This window comes from Corynebacterium axilliensis (genome assembly GCF_046097495.1).
Lineage (GTDB): Bacteria > Actinomycetota > Actinomycetes > Mycobacteriales > Mycobacteriaceae > Corynebacterium.
This window is the reverse complement of record NZ_CP175768.1, coordinates 2,553,717-2,570,506: the sequence shown is the minus strand read 5'-3', so window position 1 is coordinate 2,570,506 and position 16,790 is coordinate 2,553,717. Positions and strand designations below refer to the sequence as shown.

General features: G+C 63.8%; 21 protein-coding genes. 8 read left to right on the top strand and 13 right to left on the bottom strand.

What is annotated here, in order from left to right; translation table 11 throughout:
- Positions 1–10: 10 nt before the first annotated feature.
- Positions 11–232 carry a DUF3107 domain-containing protein gene (locus ACKFR8_RS12350; protein ID WP_296133288.1) on the bottom strand — a complete coding sequence of 74 codons (222 nt, stop codon included), beginning with the start codon at positions 230–232 and terminating at the stop codon, positions 11–13.
- Positions 233–362: 130 nt separating this feature from the next.
- Between ACKFR8_RS12350 and ACKFR8_RS12345 the strand changes: the two genes are divergently transcribed.
- Positions 363–1,778 (top strand): DEAD/DEAH box helicase, encoded by a 1,416-nt coding sequence (locus tag ACKFR8_RS12345; RefSeq protein WP_296133290.1) that lies wholly within the window; start codon positions 363–365, stop codon positions 1,776–1,778.
- Complete coding sequence (locus ACKFR8_RS12340; protein WP_408930219.1) at positions 1,775–3,082, top strand: Rv3212 family protein; 1,308 nt, start codon at positions 1,775–1,777, stop codon at positions 3,080–3,082. Before ACKFR8_RS12345 ends, ACKFR8_RS12340 begins: the two co-directional genes overlap by 4 nt.
- On the opposite strand, the gene ACKFR8_RS12335 is transcribed toward ACKFR8_RS12340, so the two are convergent.
- Positions 3,079–3,546 carry a hypothetical protein gene (locus tag ACKFR8_RS12335; protein WP_296133291.1) on the bottom strand — a complete coding sequence of 156 codons (468 nt, stop codon included), beginning with the start codon at positions 3,544–3,546 and terminating at the stop codon, positions 3,079–3,081. The two genes, ACKFR8_RS12340 and ACKFR8_RS12335, sit on opposite strands and share 4 nt — an antisense overlap.
- Positions 3,547–4,085: 539 nt before the next feature.
- Here ACKFR8_RS12335 and ACKFR8_RS12330 point away from each other — a divergent pair.
- Together ACKFR8_RS12330 and ACKFR8_RS12325 are read left to right on the top strand one after the other, a co-directional pair.
- The gene (locus tag ACKFR8_RS12330) at positions 4,086–4,343 is read left to right on the top strand and encodes a WhiB family transcriptional regulator (protein ID WP_296133292.1); all 258 of its coding nucleotides are present in this window, start codon (positions 4,086–4,088) and stop codon (positions 4,341–4,343) included.
- Positions 4,344–4,423: 80 nt separating this feature from the next.
- Positions 4,424–4,498, top strand: a complete 75-nt coding sequence (locus ACKFR8_RS12325; RefSeq protein ID WP_100227335.1) for a 50S ribosomal protein bL37 — start codon at positions 4,424–4,426, stop codon at positions 4,496–4,498.
- 118 nt (positions 4,499–4,616) lie between these two features.
- On the opposite strand, the gene rsrA is transcribed toward ACKFR8_RS12325, so the two are convergent.
- Together rsrA and ACKFR8_RS12315 are read right to left on the bottom strand one after the other, a co-directional pair.
- On the bottom strand, positions 4,617–4,889 hold the full coding sequence (gene rsrA, locus ACKFR8_RS12320; RefSeq protein WP_296133294.1) for a mycothiol system anti-sigma-R factor: 273 nt from the start codon (positions 4,887–4,889) through the stop codon (positions 4,617–4,619).
- Positions 4,889–5,524, bottom strand: a complete 636-nt coding sequence (locus ACKFR8_RS12315; RefSeq protein WP_373692265.1) for a sigma-70 family RNA polymerase sigma factor — start codon at positions 5,522–5,524, stop codon at positions 4,889–4,891. Before ACKFR8_RS12315 ends, rsrA begins: the two co-directional genes overlap by 1 nt.
- A gap of 37 nt (positions 5,525–5,561) precedes the next feature.
- Here ACKFR8_RS12315 and ybaK point away from each other — a divergent pair, with 37 nt between their 5' ends.
- Positions 5,562–6,065: a Cys-tRNA(Pro) deacylase gene (ybaK, locus tag ACKFR8_RS12310; protein WP_296133297.1), complete on the top strand. Its 504-nt coding sequence runs from the start codon at positions 5,562–5,564 to the stop codon at positions 6,063–6,065.
- 30 nt (positions 6,066–6,095) lie between these two features.
- Here ybaK and ACKFR8_RS12305 read toward each other — a convergent pair whose 3' ends face one another.
- Positions 6,096–6,773, bottom strand: a complete 678-nt coding sequence (locus tag ACKFR8_RS12305) for an SOS response-associated peptidase (RefSeq protein ID WP_306506989.1) — start codon at positions 6,771–6,773, stop codon at positions 6,096–6,098.
- On the opposite strand from ACKFR8_RS12305, the gene aroA reads away from it, so the two are divergent.
- Complete coding sequence (aroA, locus tag ACKFR8_RS12300; protein WP_408930218.1) at positions 6,772–8,091, top strand: 3-phosphoshikimate 1-carboxyvinyltransferase; 1,320 nt, start codon at positions 6,772–6,774, stop codon at positions 8,089–8,091. The two genes, ACKFR8_RS12305 and aroA, sit on opposite strands and share 2 nt — an antisense overlap.
- Positions 8,084–9,103, top strand: coding sequence for a ribosome small subunit-dependent GTPase A (rsgA, locus tag ACKFR8_RS12295; protein ID WP_296133303.1), 1,020 nt, complete (start codon positions 8,084–8,086; stop codon positions 9,101–9,103). The genes aroA and rsgA overlap by 8 nt, the downstream gene beginning before the upstream one ends.
- Before the next feature lie 20 nt (positions 9,104–9,123).
- On the opposite strand, the gene ACKFR8_RS12290 is transcribed toward rsgA, so the two are convergent.
- The 4 genes from ACKFR8_RS12290 to ACKFR8_RS12275 are packed head-to-tail and all read right to left on the bottom strand — an operon-like array spanning position 9,124 to position 11,130.
- Positions 9,124–9,738, bottom strand: coding sequence for a hypothetical protein (locus tag ACKFR8_RS12290; RefSeq protein WP_296133305.1), 615 nt, complete (start codon positions 9,736–9,738; stop codon positions 9,124–9,126).
- Between the two features lie 54 nt (positions 9,739–9,792).
- A complete protein-coding gene (locus tag ACKFR8_RS12285) occupies positions 9,793–10,149 on the bottom strand; it encodes a hypothetical protein (RefSeq protein ID WP_296133306.1) in 357 nt (118 codons plus the stop codon).
- 51 nt (positions 10,150–10,200) lie between these two features.
- Complete coding sequence (locus ACKFR8_RS12280) at positions 10,201–10,710, bottom strand: DUF6912 family protein (protein WP_296133318.1); 510 nt, start codon at positions 10,708–10,710, stop codon at positions 10,201–10,203.
- Between the two features lie 9 nt (positions 10,711–10,719).
- Positions 10,720–11,130 carry an HAD-IA family hydrolase gene (locus tag ACKFR8_RS12275; protein ID WP_408930217.1) on the bottom strand — a complete coding sequence of 137 codons (411 nt, stop codon included), beginning with the start codon at positions 11,128–11,130 and terminating at the stop codon, positions 10,720–10,722.
- Positions 11,131–11,315: 185 nt separating this feature from the next.
- Here ACKFR8_RS12275 and ACKFR8_RS12270 point away from each other — a divergent pair, with 185 nt between their 5' ends.
- Positions 11,316–11,750 carry a hypothetical protein gene (locus ACKFR8_RS12270; protein ID WP_408930216.1) on the top strand — a complete coding sequence of 145 codons (435 nt, stop codon included), beginning with the start codon at positions 11,316–11,318 and terminating at the stop codon, positions 11,748–11,750.
- Here the strand turns inward: ACKFR8_RS12270 and ACKFR8_RS12265 are convergent.
- The 4 genes from ACKFR8_RS12265 to ACKFR8_RS12250 form a co-directional block, all read right to left on the bottom strand.
- Positions 11,747–12,127, bottom strand: coding sequence for a hypothetical protein (locus ACKFR8_RS12265; protein WP_408930215.1), 381 nt, complete (start codon positions 12,125–12,127; stop codon positions 11,747–11,749). The two genes, ACKFR8_RS12270 and ACKFR8_RS12265, sit on opposite strands and share 4 nt — an antisense overlap.
- A gap of 150 nt (positions 12,128–12,277) precedes the next feature.
- Positions 12,278–14,839 (bottom strand): preprotein translocase subunit SecA, encoded by a 2,562-nt coding sequence (gene secA / locus ACKFR8_RS12260; protein ID WP_408930214.1) that lies wholly within the window; start codon positions 14,837–14,839, stop codon positions 12,278–12,280.
- 465 nt (positions 14,840–15,304) lie between these two features.
- On the bottom strand, positions 15,305–15,958 hold the full coding sequence (gene hpf, locus ACKFR8_RS12255) for a ribosome hibernation-promoting factor, HPF/YfiA family (protein ID WP_296132851.1): 654 nt from the start codon (positions 15,956–15,958) through the stop codon (positions 15,305–15,307).
- Between the two features lie 147 nt (positions 15,959–16,105).
- Positions 16,106–16,786 (bottom strand): ComF family protein, encoded by a 681-nt coding sequence (locus tag ACKFR8_RS12250; protein WP_306506986.1) that lies wholly within the window; start codon positions 16,784–16,786, stop codon positions 16,106–16,108.
- Positions 16,787–16,790 lie beyond the last annotated feature (4 nt).

The following is a 16,790-nucleotide window of genomic DNA, read 5'->3' as shown; positions in this document are numbered from 1 at the left end:
CGGATGGTTGTTAACCCGCGAAACCGACGGTGTGGGCGCGTGCGGTGCCGATTTCGACGTACACCACGCGCTCGGTGCGCACGATGTACTTGCGGCCCTTAGAATCCTCCAGCTCGAGCGTGGAGTTATCCGCCAGGGCACCGTTGATGGTCTGCGCCAGCTCCTCCTGGGTTCCTTCAGCGTGAATAACCAGCTCGCGAGCGGTATCAGCAAAACCAATCTTGATATCCATGTGCATATGCTCCTTATACTCAGTACTTCTTCTCATGCCGGAGCCCCGGTCAACCCGGAGACCACCGTCGTCGTCCGGCGCCCCAGCGCTCTAATGGCCCCACTATAGCCACGTCCTCTACTATCGAGGTGTGCATGCCCCGAATTCCTCAAACGCTTCCCGCGATCAGCGCAATGAACCATCCGCATCCCCGACGTTTGCGTCCCTCGGCGTAGCCGCTGAAATTTGTGACGCACTCGCTGACCAGGGGATCACGCGCACCTTCGCCATCCAGGAGCTCACTCTTCCCATCGCTCTCAATGGCCAAGACCTCATTGGTCAGGCCCGCACCGGCATGGGCAAGACGCTGGGCTTCGGCGTTCCTTTGCTGGACCGCGTCTTTGACGATGCCGACATTCCGGAACTCGATGGCACTCCCCGCGCGCTGGTCATCGCCCCGACCCGCGAGTTAGCTATCCAGGTCAGCGGGGACCTTGCGGCGGCGGCCGCGAACCTCCCGCTGCGCGTCGTCACGCTGTGCGGTGGGCGCCGCTTTGAGAAGCAGCTGACGGAGATTGACAAGGGAGCCGACGTGGTCGTGGGCACGCCGGGCCGCCTCCTTGACCTGTGCCAGCGCAAGCACCTGTCCTTCGACAACGTCAGCGTCCTCGTCTTGGACGAGGCGGACGAGATGCTGGACCTGGGTTTCTTGCCGGACATCGAAAAGATTCTCCAGCTCTTGCACGGCAATCCGCACCAGACCATGCTCTTTTCCGCCACCATGCCGGGGCCCATTATGACGCTGGCGCGCACCTTCCTGAACAAGCCGGTCCACATCCGCGCGGAGTCCGGCGAGGAGGAGCAGACGCACGCCTCCACCCGCAAGGTCACGTTCCAGGCCCACCGCATGGACAAGGTAGCGGTGCTCTCCCGCATCCTGCAGGCGCAGGACCGCGGCCGCACTATCATCTTTGCGCGGACTAAACGCGCGGCGGCAACCGTGGCCGAAGACCTGGCGCAGCGCGGCTTCCGCGTGGGCGCGGTACACGGGGACATGGATCAGTCCGCGCGCGAGCGCTCACTGGCTGCTTTCCGCGACGGCACGGTGGACATCCTCGTGGCCACGGATGTCGCCGCCCGCGGCATCGACGTGGACGATGTCACCCACGTCATCAACTATCAGGTGCCGGATGATCCGATGACCTTCGTGCACCGCATCGGCCGGACCGGCCGCGCCGGACACAGCGGCACCGCGGTAACGTTGGTGGGATACGATGAGCTGCCCAAGTGGCAGGTGATCAATGATGAACTGAACCTCGGCGAGCCCACTCCGCCGCAGTGGTTTAGCACCTCCCCGGAGCTGGCGGAAGCACTCGACATTCCGGAGGGTGTTACCGAATCCGTCGGCCCGGCCACCAAGGTGCTGGGCGCGCCGGCTAAGCGCGGGGCTCACTCGCAGCGCTCCGAGCGCGCGGAGCGCTCGCCGCGCCACGCCACGAATTCCGCCCGCGCTGGGCGCCGCACGCGGGCGACTAGCCGCCGTACCCGACAAGGAGGACGCCGATGAGCGCTGAGAATCTGGACCAGGAATCCCCCATGAAGGATTCGGCACGGCCCAAGCCCTCGGCCCCGATCCTGCGCTCAACTAAGGCCGACTGGGTAGCCGTGGGCGCTATCTCCGCAGTCAGCGCCATTGCCCTCGCCGGCGCGTTTGTGACCGCACCGATCCGGCAAGCAGAGCTTAGCCCCGCCGCGGACACGGTTGCTGACACAGAGGCCGACGCCTCCGCGGAGCCCCTGGATTCCATCCCCGCGCACCTCACCGAGTCGTTTTCGCTACCCAACACCCCAGTTCCGGGACAGTCCCGCGTGGTGAGCGCACAGGGAGTGCTTGTCACCCACGACGGCGATACCTTGACCGCCACTTCCCCGACTGGGGAGACGGCGTGGACTTATCGCCGCGGCGATGCCGACCTCTGCTCTCTGGGAACTGCCTGGAACAAGATTGTGGCCACGTACCGAACGGGCAACGGCTGCGGAGACGTCGTGGCGCTCGACGCCGCGAGCGGCCAGTACGACAGCACTCGGAGTGCCCGCAGCGCTCAAGAGGTCGTGCCGATTTCCTCCAACAGCAACGTCGGCACGGTATCCACGGAGCGCATTGAACTCTGGCGCGATGACATGGTGCGCACTGTCGAGTACGGCGAGGTCGACGCCAAGCAGGAGCCCGGCCAGCAGCCGCACGAGGACTGCACGATCACCTCCGCGCTGACGCGCACCGAAAACCTGGCCGTCACGGAATCCTGCCCCGATTCCCCGGACTCCACGTGGCTGCGCATCCAGAAGACCACCCCAGAGGATTCTCGCGCGCCAGAAATCACGCGCGATATTGAGATCAATGACCCGGGCGCGCGCCTAGTCGCCGTCGGCCAAGAGGCCGCAGCAGTATTCCTGCCCAGCGATTCTCCCCGTATCGTGTCCTATAACTTCGACGGCGAGACCATCGCGTCCACCGAAGTGGAGCCCTCTAAGGCGCTTACCGACGCCTCCGCCCCCTTCGCACCGGCGATTGCTGATTTGCCCCACAACATGACGTGGTTCGACGGGGAGCGCCTCTACTTGTTTACCCCGACGGAGCTGCGCGTTGACCACATTGTGGACGGCGCGTTGGGTACCGGCGTGGCGGTCGACGACCGGCTCCTCGTTCCCACTGCGGAAGGCATCGCCGTGGTGAACTGGTCCAGCGGCGAGGTGGAGCGAACGATCGACGTCGACCGCGAAGGCTACTCGGGCCCGGTCTCCCTGACCCTTGCCGGCACTGCCATCGTCGAGCAGCGCGGCAGCACCGCCGTGGCGCTGACAGCTTCCTAGAAGTTCTGCTCCGCCCACTGGGCGGTCGCAGGTACTGCCATCATCAGGTAGAGGACGACGGCCGCGCTAGCCAGCGTGACAATGCCCAAGGCGATGGCGCCGCCATTAAACATTTGAAAAGCCATGGCAGCGAGGATGAACTCCACCAGCACAATGGCGCCGCGTCCCCAGCGCTTTCCCTTCACAAAGGCCCACGAGCCGATGATGACGAACCCGAAGACAATAAAGAGGAAGATCGCCGTGCCCAGGCCCACGAAGGGCGAGGCACCCGAGTCGGAGACCATCGACGCGTTATCGGCCCCGGACATCTCCCGAACGATGAGGAAGATGCCGAAGATGATCACCGCGATGGACTGTACGACGGCAATTCCGGCGGCCAGGAGTACTGGGCGCGGTGCCTGTTCCTTGCGTTCCTTGCGCAGTGGGATGGAGTTCTTGGGGGATGGTGTCTTCTTCTTGCTCACGAGCTCTCAGTCTACTGTGTATATTTCCTCGATTTAATACGAGTTAACCCGCGCGTTGATGCCAACCCAGCTATCCGAAGGGGCCATTTCGGGGGCAGGGGGCGGCCGGAGGATTTGACGCGATCTGCGTCACCACACTCACACTTCTACCGTTAAACCGCCTGTTAGAGCGGTTTCTGACAGGCTTCTTACAGCAAGACTTCGCGTCAGTGCCGCGCCCCGAGAGCATATTTTTTAGTGAGCTTCACCACTTTTTGGGCTTTACCTCTAGCGGACTGTGAGTAAACATGTCATTATTCTCAGGTAGCAAAAACAACGGGCTGTTTAATCAGTTCGAAACTCGGAGCAACATCCGGGTAAACAACAGGTGAATCACGGCGGCGTCGACGCTGGCCCTAACTCGAGACAGGGCCCCACTGACCGCAGACCAATTCACTTCCACCCTTTAAAACTCAGGGCAGCACACGTCCGTGCGTCTACGTCCGTGGACTGTCCTGGTGCACACCCTGCTGTCTAAATTTTGTTAGGAGATTTCAATCATGGATTGGCGCCACGAAGCTGTTTGCCGCGACGAAGACCCGGAGCTGTTCTTCCCGGTCGGTAACTCCGGCCCCGCACTCACCCAGATCGCTAAGGCCAAGCTGGTCTGCAACCGTTGCCCGGTTGCCTCTTCCTGCCTCAAGTGGGCCCTCGAGTCCGGCTTGGACGCCGGCGTGTGGGGCGGTCTCTCCGAGGAGGAGCGCCGCGCCCTCAAGCGCCGCAACCGCAGCCGCGGCCGTGCCCGCGTGTCCGCATAAGCAGACCCCGATTTCCGCTCCGGCATACCCTGCCGCTACAGTTGAATAAGTTCATTTACCCTTAAAAGAAGGAGTACGCGATGAGCAAGCGTGGCCGTAAGCGCAAGGATCGCCGTAAGAAGTCCGCTAACCGCGGCAAGCGTCCTAACGCATAACGTCAGCAACTCAAGGCTCGCTCCCTACCGTTTCCCAACGGCAAGGAGCGAGCCTTTTGCTATGCACGGCGGGCACAGTGCCGAGCCGCCCTACAGGAGAATGCGCCAAGAATGGGGACTAGCCCCAGGTAATCTCCGTGCGCGTGATCTGCACGGAGATGCGCTGGCGCAGCGACTGGGGAGCGCGTTGCCCGCCGCAGCACTTGCGCACCAGCGCCCGCACCACTTCTTCGCTGTCGAGCCGCTCCTGGCAGGAATCGCATTGGGCGATGTGCTCTCGAATGGCCAGGGCCCGCGCGTAGCTCGTCGAATCATCGAGCAGCTCCCGGAAGAGTGCCTCGACCTCCGGAGAGTTGCACGCACCGCAGTTGCGTCCGGTTGCGCGTTCCATTACTTCTCCTCCATTTCTGGGTGCATGTCAGGGTGGTTGCGGCCAATGCCCTGTTCTCGTGCCACGTCCTTCAACGCCGTCCGCAGTAATTTTCTTCCACGGTGTAGCCGGCTCATCACCGTACCCAGCGGAGTGTCCATTATTTCCGCGATTTCCTTGTAGGCCAAGCCCACCACGTCTGCGTAGTAGACCACCATGCGGTAGTCCTCCGGAAGGTCATTCATGGCCTCAGAAATCTGCGAGTCCGGCATCTGTTTCAGGGCCTCAACCTCGGCGGATTCCAGACCGGTCGAGTCATGCCCGGCCGTGGTGTAGAGCTGGAAGTCACTCAACTCGTCTGCGGAGGATTCCGTCGGCCGGCGCTTGGCCTTGCGGTAGGAGTTGATGTAGGTGTTCGTCATGATGCGGTAGAGCCACGCCTTGAGGTTCGTGCCCTGTTTAAAGGAGCCGAAGTTGTTGTAGGCCTTGAGGTAGGTTTCCTGAATCAGGTCCTCGGCGTCCTGGGGGTTGCGGGTCAGCCGCATCGCGCCGCCATAGAGCTGGTCCAGCAGGGGCAGGGCTTGTTCCTCAAATAGCCGCTGCTGCTCGCGGTGCTGGGTCGGCGCCTGGCGCGCACTCGTTGTTTCTGTGGCCATGTCTACCATGGTAGCGCCCCGGACTAGGCTGGAAGACATGTCCAAGAAGACCCCGCATGCCGCCACCCCCGCCCTGAAAATCCTCGAAGAGGCCGGGGTGGAACACAGCGTCACCACCTTTGAGGGCGGCAGTGATCACTTTGGAGAAACCGCCGTCGCGGCCCTTAACGTCGAACCGGAGCGCATCTTTAAGACCCTCGTTATTGACCTCACCGCGGGCAAGGCCCCAAAGCCGCAGCTCGCCGTGTGCGTGCTGCCGGTGAGCTTCCAGCTCAGCCTCAAGAAGGCCGCCGCCGCGTTCGGCGCCTCCAAGGCCACGATGGCCAAGCCGGAGGATGCCTCCAAGTCCTCCGGCTACATCCCCGGCGGCATCTCCCCGCTGGGCCACAAGAATGTCTTACCCACAGTGGTGGATGAAACCGCGCTGATGTGGGACACCATCTTCTTCTCTGGCGGAAAGCGCGGGCTGGACATTGAGATGAACGCCGAGGACTTGGCGCAAGTCCTCGAGGTGTCCTTCCAAGACGTCCTCGCGGACTAGCGCCCAAGGAGTAGGGCTTAGCCAAAAAGGCTAGAAGAGGGTTGCCGAGGAGGCGTCGATAAGCTCCGCGTAGTCGTTGCGGACGTTGCCCACCGCCGGGTCTGCCGGCTGCGCGGCAAAGCCCCGGACCGAGCTCGGCTCCAGCAGCTCCTCCCCCGCCAGCCACGGACCAATCTCCTCAGACGTCAGGAACTTGGGCAGCCGGTGGTGCAGCCACTCCATCTCCTCTGTGGCTGCCGTGGTCACCATCGTGGCGGACAGGCGGTCCATGCCCGTGGCCCACAGTCCGGCTGCCCACAGCATCCCCTCCGGCCCCGTGACGTAGTACGGCTGCTTCTTCGGCTTGCCCTTCCCGCTACCCGCGGAGTCCTCGTCCGCCTTCCATTCGTAATAGCCATCCAGCGGGATGACGCAGCGCTGGGCCTTGAAGGCATCTCGGAAGGAAGGCTTAGAGGCCACCGTTTCCGCGCGCGCGTTGAACAGCGGAGGCCCATCCAGGTCCTTCTTCCAGTGCGGGATGAGACCCCACCGCGCCGGCTCCACGCGCGCCACGGACTCCTCCACCCGCACGATGGCGATCTGCTGGGTAGGCGCAATATTGTAGCGCGCCGGCGGCAGGCCTTCGGGCGCGTGCACCTCCGTGACGGACTCCCACTGACCAACCTCATCCAGAAGGGACTCGGTGAACAAAACAAATCTTCCGCACATGCCCTTTATTATGGACTACATGTCTGCTTTCTGGAGTGCCCCGCAACCCTCCGGCCCCCTGTCCTGGACACAGGAGGTGCCGGGGTCGAAGTCCATGACCAACCGCGCCCTCATCCTCGCGGCGTTGGCGGACTCCCCCTCCACCATCTACAACCCGCTGGTCTCCCGCGATACGGAGCTGATGAAGGACGCCCTGCGGGCCATGGGCGTGGGCATTGTCGAATCCGGGGCTGAGTCCGGGCCACACCTGCGCGTGGACCCGGCTGGCGGGCTGCACGGCGCGGAGGTTGACTGCGGCCTGGCCGGCACCGTGATGCGCTTTCTGCCGCCGGTGGCAGCACTGGCGGATGGGCCGGTGCTTATCGACGGCGACGCGTACGCCCGCAAGCGCCCCATGTCCACCATGACCGCCGCGTTGCGGGACTTAGGCGTTGACGTCGAGGGCGATAGCCTGCCACTGACAATCACGCCGCACGGCGTGCCGGAGGGCGCCGAGGTGACTATCGATGCTTCCGCGTCCTCCCAGTTCGTCTCCGGCCTGCTCTTGGCCGGCGCCCGCTTCCGCCACGGCATCAGCGTGCACCACGAGGGCGGCGCAGTGCCCTCCCAGCCGCACATCACCATGACCATCCGCATGCTGCAGGAGGCCGGCGTCCACGTCGACGCAGGCGCGGACACCTGGGTGGTACGCCCGGGCGCCATCGCGGGCCGCGAATGGGCTATCGAGCCGGACCTGTCCAACGCCACCCCGTTCCTGGCGGCAGCCGCCGTTGCGGGCGGCAGCGTGAGTGTCCCAGAGTGGCCGGAGGAGACCACGCAGCCGGGGGATGCGTTCCGCGAAATCCTGGAGCAGATGGGGGCGCGGGTGGAGCTAGTCCCCAGCACCCCACAGCAGAAGCAGCAGCTGAAGGTCACCGGCCCCGCGCAGGGCGCGGCAGGTTTGCGCGGTGTAGATCTCAACATGGCCGATATTGGGGAGCTCACCCCCACCGTCGCAGCACTGTGCGCACTGGCCTCAACCCCCTCGACCCTGACCGGCATCGCGCACCTGCGCGGCCACGAGACGGACCGACTGGCAGCCCTGGCTGCCGAAATCAACGGGCTGGGCGGCAACGTCACCGAGCTTGACGACGGTCTCCGGATCACCCCCGCCCCGCTCCATGGCGGAAAGTGGCATGCCTACGCGGACCACCGCATGGCCACCGCCGGCGCCATCATTGGCCTGGTGGTCGAGGGGGTTGAGGTCGACGACATCGAGTGCACGTCAAAGACCCTGCCCGGTTTCGCCACGATGTGGGAGGAGATGCTCCGTGGCTAGGCGCGCTAGCAGCTACGACGAGTCCGACGTCCGTATCCGCCCCGGCAAGGGTTCCCGGCCGCGCACGAAGGACCGCCCGAAGCATAAGGATGCGAAGTTCGGCATGGTCATCACCAAGGACCGCGGGCGCTGGGGCGTGGCGCTGGACGGCGGGCCGGTGGTCACCGCCATGCGCGCCCGGGAGATGGGCCGCACCGCAGTGGAGGTGGGTGACCGCGTCGGCGTGGTCGGTGATACCTCCGGCAAGAAGGACACCCTCGCCCGCATTGTGAAGTTGGAAGAGCGCACCTCGGTACTGCGCCGCACCGCCGACGACACCGACGCCTACGAGCGCATCGTGGTGGCCAACGCGGACCGCCTGCTGATCGTCACCGCGGTGGCCGATCCCCCGCCGCGCTCCGGCTTTGTGGAACGCGCCCTCATCGCCGCGTTTGCCGGCAACATCCGCCCCGTGCTGTGCCTGACCAAGACGGATCTCACCGATCCTGCGCCCTTTGCGGCGGAGTTCGCGGACCTCGATGTCGAGGTGGTCGAGGCCGGCGTCGACGACGAGCTGGCGCAGGTACGCGCGGCTATCGACGGCCACGTGACAGCACTTATCGGCCACTCCGGCGTGGGCAAGTCCACCCTGGTCAACCGCTTGGTCCCCGACGCGCACCGCGAGACCGGTGAAGTATCTGCTGTGGGCAAGGGCCGCCACACCTCGACGCAGTCGGTAGCACTCCGCCTGCCGGAGTCAGAATCCACCCCGCACGGCGGCTGGATCATCGATACCCCCGGTATCCGTTCCTTTGGCCTGGCGCATATCGACGCCGAAAACGTCATCGAGGTCTTCGAAGACCTCGCGGCCGCCATCGAAGACTGCCCCCGTGGCTGCACGCACGCCGGTCCCCCGGCTGACCCGGAATGCGGGCTGGACCTGCATATCGAAGAAGGCACCGCGTCGGCGCGGCGCCGCGATGCGGTGCGCGGGCTCCTCGCGGCCCTGCGCACCAACGTGGACTGGGAGTAAGAACTCTCTCCCCTCCCGCTTTAGTAGTTCGGGAGCATCGCCGCAATCTCCGGCGGCAGGATGTTCTTCAGCTGCGGGACGGCCACGCGGAAGGCGAACATGAGAATGCTCAGCGCGGCGGTGGTGCCGAGGATGATGGCGCCGCCCTTATCGATGTTGCCGAGGGTGTTATCCCGATCGTCATCCTTGTCGGTGCCGTACTTTTCCTTCTTCGCGCAGGCGTTGAGGGCCTTGACGTAGTCCGGCGCAATCTTGCGGAAGGTCTCTGCCACCGCGATGTTGTTCTTGGCGCGCTTTACCTCGTTTTCATCGCTGCTCAGCTCCGCGGTGGTCTCGTAGCTGGGGATCTCGCGGTACAGCTCGTCGGCTTGGTCCTCCACGGCGCGTGCTCGGGAAGCTGCATCCTTGGGCCAGATCTTGTAGTCGTCCTTCAGCAGAGAGGAGTCTACGTCGTTGGCCTTGCCCTCAGCCTTGGACAGGTCCCCCGCCTCATCGTCGCTGAGGCGGATCGTGCACTTGTTGTCCTTCAGCGTGGTGGTCACCGCCCCAGCGGTCGGAGCAACAACGCCGCCGGCAACGAGCGTTGCGGTCAGGGCCGTGGTGGCGAGCACGCGGTGGAGACGGTTGGAGGACATGATAGAGAGCCTTTCGGTGAAGCGGGAGAATTTACTTCAGCAGACTATCAAGTTTTAGCCGAGTGTGGGCAGGTACTTTCCAAACTCCTTGTAGGCGGCCATGCCCACGCTAATGATGCCGAACAGGACAGCAAAGATAACACCCGCAGGTCCGTTGGATGAGCCCTCCAGGATGCGCAGCCACGGCGTCATCGGCTGCTCAGCAATCTTCGGGTCCGGCGCGGTGAGCGTGCCGCCGTTGGCCTGCTCTCCGTCGGTCGTGCCAGCAGCGCTAGCAGCTACCGGTGCCTGTGCCCCGCTGGGTACTTCGGCACCAGCAGTCGGCGCTACGCACGCGCCCGCGCCTAGGGCTACAACCACGGAGGCGGCCACGAGGCGCTTCTTCATCGACGAGGTCATAAGGTTTCGCATGAGGATGGATTCTCCTTTGGATAAAAGAACGTGGGGATTTAAGCTCTGTGATCAGAGCAGTTCCACGAGGAAGGGAAGCTCCGTCGGGTCATAGAACGCCATGAAGTTATCCAGCGCGTCGCCCACGGCCAGCTCCGCGTCCTCGTCGCCCAAATCGGCGGTATCGATGGCCTCAATGGCCTTCGCGGTGGCCGCTTCTGATTCCTCGATGTCGACGTGGATGCACTGCAGGTTGTCCTTCGTGATGACCGCTGGGTCCAGCTTCACCACGGGCTCGCCCATATCGGGCTGGGGCGTCACCACGGATTCATCAACGTTGATGGAGATGACCACTCGGCGGTGCGGGAACTTCTCTTCATCACCAATGGCGAGCAAGCGCAGAGAAGCCATGGAGGCCTCCAAAAATGCGGAGTAGGCAATCTCCTCCTCATCGCCGCCCTCGGTGTAGAACTCCCGCAGCGCCGGGGTCACCATGAACCCCCAGCCCGACCGCGCGGCCAACTGGCCGGTCTGCTCGAGCTCCGCCAACATGGCAAAGGTGGCGGGCAGGTAGACACGCACGTCCGCCACTTAGAACTCACCCTCAATATCGAAGACCGCCTGGACTTCCACGCTGGTGCGGTCGAAGACCGTGTAGAGCATGCCCACCATTCCGTTCTCCACCGCGGCGCGGACGTTGACGATAGAATCATCCACCATCACGCAATCATTGATCGGAAGCTCGATGGCATCCGCTGCCGCCTGGAACGCTGCGCGATCCGGCTTCTCCGCCCCCACTTCCCCGGAGAGCACAACGGCATCAACGATGCCGCGGTACTCCCATTCGCGGATGTGCTCCGCACCGGGACCGCCCGGATCGTTGGACAGGATTGCGGTGGCCACGCCATTAGACTTGGCGGCGGCAAACAGGGCGCGCCAGCGCTTGACGTCCTCTTCGGTGCCGTCGAGCACACCCACATAATCGACGATGAGTCCACGCATATTCTCTATCCTTGGTCCTTCGCGTTGAGCTGTGTTTATCGTCCGAAAGTATAGCGAACATCCAGTACCTATGCCGCCACCACCCACGGCACTGCCCAGCCCGCGCCACCTAGTTTGTGGGTAGAATAAGCACCGCGTCCGTCTCTTCCTCTCCGCGCCAGTCGACCGCGGAAAGGTACATCCCCGTGTACACCCCCATACCCGGCATGAGCCACCTACAGCTCTACGTTGCCCCGCAGCGCATCCGCTACGAGCGCGAGCCGACCGCCGCCGACGTGGCCACCCGCAGCGATATTCATGGGCTCGTCCTCATCGCGCTCGAAGTAGCGGCGACGTTGCGCCCCATGCATCACTTGGATAAGAACCGCTTCGCGCCAGAGATAGTGACCCACATCAAGGCGTGGATCAAAGGCCAGCACTCCAGCGGAAAGCGCGGCCGATTCTCATTAACCAGCCTGCATGCCCGAGCCAACGGCGAATACTTTGGGTCCGCCTTCATCGGCGGACAACAGCGCGCTTTTACGGGGGCGGCCACTGGGCGCTATCTACGCTCCTTCCGCCTCCTCACCGTAGGCACGCGGTTGCCGGCCTCATCAACACGGCCGGCAAGCAAGCTCTAGAACATCGAGCCAAGCTTGATCAGGATCGGGGTCCAATCAATGCCGGCGAAGGCGGCAGAGGCGCTCACCAGCGCCAAGCTAATTCCACCAAACATGGTGGCCTGAGTCGCGGGATTTGGCGCCTGCGCCTCCGCGGCGCTGTACTGCACGGCAACCTCTTCTGCGGCGGTCTCGGCGCACGCGGCAACGTGGCCCTTGTCCTTCACCGCGGCAGCCGGGGCCTCCGCGTCCTGGGTGCCGTCCGCAGCATCCAAGACTGCGGAGAGCTGGCACTGCTCCTCCGGGGCGACCTGCAGCGCAGAGGCGGCTGCACCGCCGCCCAGCAGGGTGGCGGAGGCGAAGACGGACAAACCTACTCGCAGAGAGATGCGGCGCATGGTGAAGACCTCCGAGGGCACAACGGCACGAATAATTAATATCTTGCCAGTATATAGCTAAGTGCCTCCAATGGAAAGACGGTGCGGGGATTGCACCCCGCACCGTCTCTCAATGGCGCTCTAGCGCCCTGCGATGAGCTCTTTGAGGAGCTAGGCCTCGGTATTCTCCGCGGACTCGGCAGCCTTCGCCTCTTCCTGGGCCTTGAACTGCTTGCGCAGCATGAACAGCTGGCGCACAGTTTCTTCCTTCACGCCGTCGTTCATAGCGTTAAACATGTCGCCGCCCTCCTTCTGGTACTCCACCAGCGGATCGCGCTGTGCCATCGCACGCAGGCCGATGCCCTCCTTGAGGTAGTCCATCTCATAGAGGTGCTCGCGCCACTTCTGGTCGATGACCGGCAGGATCACCATGCGCTCGGTGTTGCGCATCTGGCTCTCGCCGCCGATGGCGGTCACTGCTTCCTCCAGCTTGTCGTACTCCGCGTTGGCATCCGAGACCAGCGCGTCACGCAGCTGCTCCGCGGAGAGCTCGCCGGCGGAACCGTACTCGGTGCCGTCCACCAGCTCTTCGTGGGACATCGTCGGGCCGTAGAGAGACTCCAGTGCATTCCACAGCTCATCCAGGTTCCAGTCCTCGACGTAGCCGGTGGCGGTAGCGCCGGACACGTAGGCCGACACGGTGTCATCGATCATCGTACGGATGTTGTCCTTGATGTCACCGGCGTCCAGGATGTCGTGGCGGGTGGCGTAGACAACCTTGCGCTGCTCGTTGAGAACCTCGTCGTACTTGAGCACGTTCTTACGCATCTCGAAGTTCTGGTTCTCCACCTGCGCCTGCGCGCCCTTGATGGAGTTAGACACCATCTTGGCCTCGATCGGGACATCGTCCGGAACGTTGAGGCGGTTCATCATGTTCTCCATGGACTGGCCCACGAAGCGCACCATGAGCTCATCACGCATGGACAGGTAGAAGCGGGTCTCGCCCGGGTCACCCTGACGGCCCGAACGACCGCGCAACTGGTTATCAATACGGCGCGACTCGTGGCGCTCGGTACCCAGCACGTACAGGCCACCTGCCTCACGGACCTCGTCGCCGAGCTTCTTGGAGCGCTCCTTCTCCGCGTCGATCTCGGCGTCCCAGGCCTCCTGGTACTTCTCCTCGTCCTCGAACGGATCGAGGCCGCGTTCACGCAGCTTCTCATCCAGAATGACCTCGGGGTTACCACCCAGCACGATATCGGTACCACGGCCGGCCATGTTGGTGGCCACGGTCACCGCACCCGGGCGGCCGGCACGGGCGACGATCTGGCCCTCCTCCTCGTGGTGCTTAGCGTTGAGCACGGAGTGCTTAACACCGCGCTTGCTCAGCAGCTGGGAGAGGTACTCCGAGCGCTCGACGGAGGTGGTACCCACCAGCACCGGCTGGCCCTTCTCCACGTGCTCAACAATGTCATCGACCACGGCGGCGAACTTCGCCTCCTGGGTCTTGTAGATGCGGTCGGAGTGGTCCTCGCGCTGGTTCGGCTTGTTCGTCGGAATCTGCACCACATCGAGGCCGTAGATGGAGTGCAGCTCGGCTGCCTCGGTCTCTGCGGTACCGGTCATGCCGGAAATCTTGTCGTAGAGGCGGAAGTAGTTCTGGAGGGTAACGGTGGCCAGAGTCTGGTTCTCGTTCTTGATCTCCACCTGCTCCTTGGCCTCAATGGCCTGGTGCATACCCTCGTTGTAGCGGCGGCCAGCCAGCACACGGCCGGTAAAGCCGTCGACGATGAGCACCTCGCCGTTGCGGACGATGTAGTCCTTGTCGCGGGTGAACAGCTCCTTGGCCTTCAACGCGTTGTTGAGGTAGGACACCAGCTGGGAGTGCTCCGGGGCATACAGGTTCTCAATGCCCAGCTGATCCTCGACGAACTCCACGCCATCCTCAAGCACGCCGATGGTGCGCTTCTTGTGGTCCACCTCGTAGTGGATGCCCTCGCGCATCTTCGGGGCCAGCTGTGCGAAGACACCGTAGAACTGGGAGGAGCCGTCCACCGGGCCGGAGATGATGAGCGGGGTACGGGCCTCATCGATAAGGATGGAGTCCACCTCATCGACGATGCAGAAGTTGTGGCCGCGCTGAACGACGTCATCGAGCGAGCGGACCATGTTGTCGCGCAGGTAATCAAAGCCCAGCTCGTTGTTGGTGCCGTAGGTGATATCGCAGGCATAAGCCTCTTTACGCTCCGGCGGGCGCATCTCGGACAGGATCACACCGACAGACAGGCCGAGCCAGCGGTGGACACGGCCCATCATCTCGGCGTCACGCTTGGCCAGGTAGTCGTTGACGGTCACGATGTGCACGCCCTTGCCCCCAAGCGCGTTGAGGTAGGCCGGCAGCAGCGAGGTCAGGGTCTTGCCCTCACCGGTGCGCATCTCCGCCACGTTGCCGAAGTGGAGGGCGGCGCCGCCCATGATCTGCACCTTGTAGTGCTTCTGGTCCAGAACGCGCCAGGCCGCCTCGCGTACGGTGGCGAAGGCCTCGAGAAGGATGTCATTCATCTCGGCGCCATCGGCCAGGCGCTTCTTGAACTCGTCGGTTTTGGCCTTCAGTTCATCGTCGGAAAGCGCGGCGTACTTGTCCTCGAGAGCAATAACATCATCGGCCATCTTGGCCAGGCGCTTAACGGTGCGTCCCTCACCGGCGCGGAGCAGCTTGGAAAGTCCAAACACGTCTAGATAGTCCTTCTTGTCGCGACAATATAGTTAACTCCGCGCCATTGTACTCACTGAGTTTTAAGTCTCGCTCCCCACCTCGCTCAAAAGGGCGCTCCACCCCACTTCTCCCCTGCCGCACGCGTTCCCCCTGCGCCCCTTATGAGCCCCATGCAAGCCCTATGTAACAGATTCTGCCCGCTGAGCGAATGCCACACTGAGGGCGCTACTGAGGACGTTACTGCGCGCCCACGCAGCTAACTCAGGCCCCACTTCCCCCTATTTTCCCTTTCACTCACCCCACTCCCTCACCGACCCCCTGGCAGCGGCGAAGGATTGCCTGTCTAGCCGGCCCGCCGGCTAAGTATTTCTTTGTACTTCTTTCCTAGGCGCGAGGAGCGAGTACAAAAAGAGGACCCAGCTGCACGTGGCAGCGGGGTCCTGTGCCTCTAGCTATCTGCTCAGCGCTGTGGCTTCTAGCCTTTAGCCTTCAGCATTCTCCTCAGTCAAGGAGATGAGACCGTAGTCGTAGGCGTGGCGGCGGTAAACCACGGAGGGCTTGTTGGTTTCCTCATTGACGAAGAGGAAGAAGTCGTGACCCACCAGCTCCATCTCACTGAGTGCGTCGTCGACAGACATCGGGGTGGCCGGGTGCTCCTTGAAGCGCACGATCTGGCCGGGGCGAACGTCCTCGACGGTCTCAGCGTAGGGGTCGATGTAGCGGTCTTCCTTGGCCTGCTTGGCCTGGGCTTCAGCCTCGGCGACCATTTCCGCGGCAATCTCGCCGGTGCCCTTCTGGGCGCGGTGGCCGGACTTGACGTTCTCGCGGCGGACCTTCACCTTGCGCAGGGAGCGCTCCATCTTGCCCAGGGCGGTCTCCAGGGCAGCGTAGAAGGAATCTTCCTTCGCCTCAGCGCGGGCGATGTGGCCCTTGCCGGTGGCGGTGATCTGCAGGCGCTCTGCCTCGGACTCGCGGCGCGGGTTCGGCTCGTGCTGGAGCTCCACGTGGAAGAAAGTCAGAGTCGGATCAAGGCGCTCGATCTTGGCCAACTTTTCGGAGACGCGCTCCTGGAAGTGTTCCGGAACCTCTACGTTACGGCCGGTGATGGTGACCTGAGCGTTGGTCTGCTGGGACATGGACAATGCCTCCCTGTACTCGTGGGGACTGAATGACTGCACATTCCGCGGACTTAAGAAGTTTGTGATGAAAGCTTCATGTCCGCTTCCCTGTGACACCCCTCATGCTACCACTGGTCATAACCAACTTGTCACACCGACCCCCACTTAGGCATCTGCCAGCACAATCGCGCCCGCAACGTCACCCCCGGCACCCCGCACCCGCGCCGCGCTGGCGCGCAGGGTCGCGCCGGTGGTCACGACGTCGTCGACAAGCAGCACCTGCCTCCCCCGCAGCTGTGCCGCGGCCGGGGTGAGCAACACCGCCGAGCGCATATTGTCCGCGCGCTCGTCCGCGTTGAGCCCCGACTGGTCGGCGCTGCCCTCCGCCGTGGCCAGGGCGGGTACCACCCGCCAGCCGGGCAGGCGCGCAGCCGCTGCCGCGCACATCGCTGTCACGGGGTCGCCGCCCCTCTCCCGGGCGGAGGACGCCCGCGTCGGTGCAGGCACCAGCACCGCGGTCTCCGGAATCTCCCCGCGCGCACGCAAGAACTCGATCCCCGCGGCTACTACCGCCCCCGCATGCGCGCGCACCGCGCGATTGCCGCGCTCCTTCATCGCAATGATGATCCCCCGGCGCGTGTCCGAATACGGTCCCAGCGCCCAGGCCGGGAAGCCAAGGGGACGGGGCCTGTCAATTGGATGCGGAACTCGGCGCAGCAGCTGCTGACACCGCGCGCAGAGCACCCCACCGGCCTCTGCTTCCCCGCCGCACCCGGCGCACGGGCGTGGCAAAATGAGCTCGACCAGGGAGGCCGCCGCCTTACCTATCCCCCACCGCTGTGACATGCCC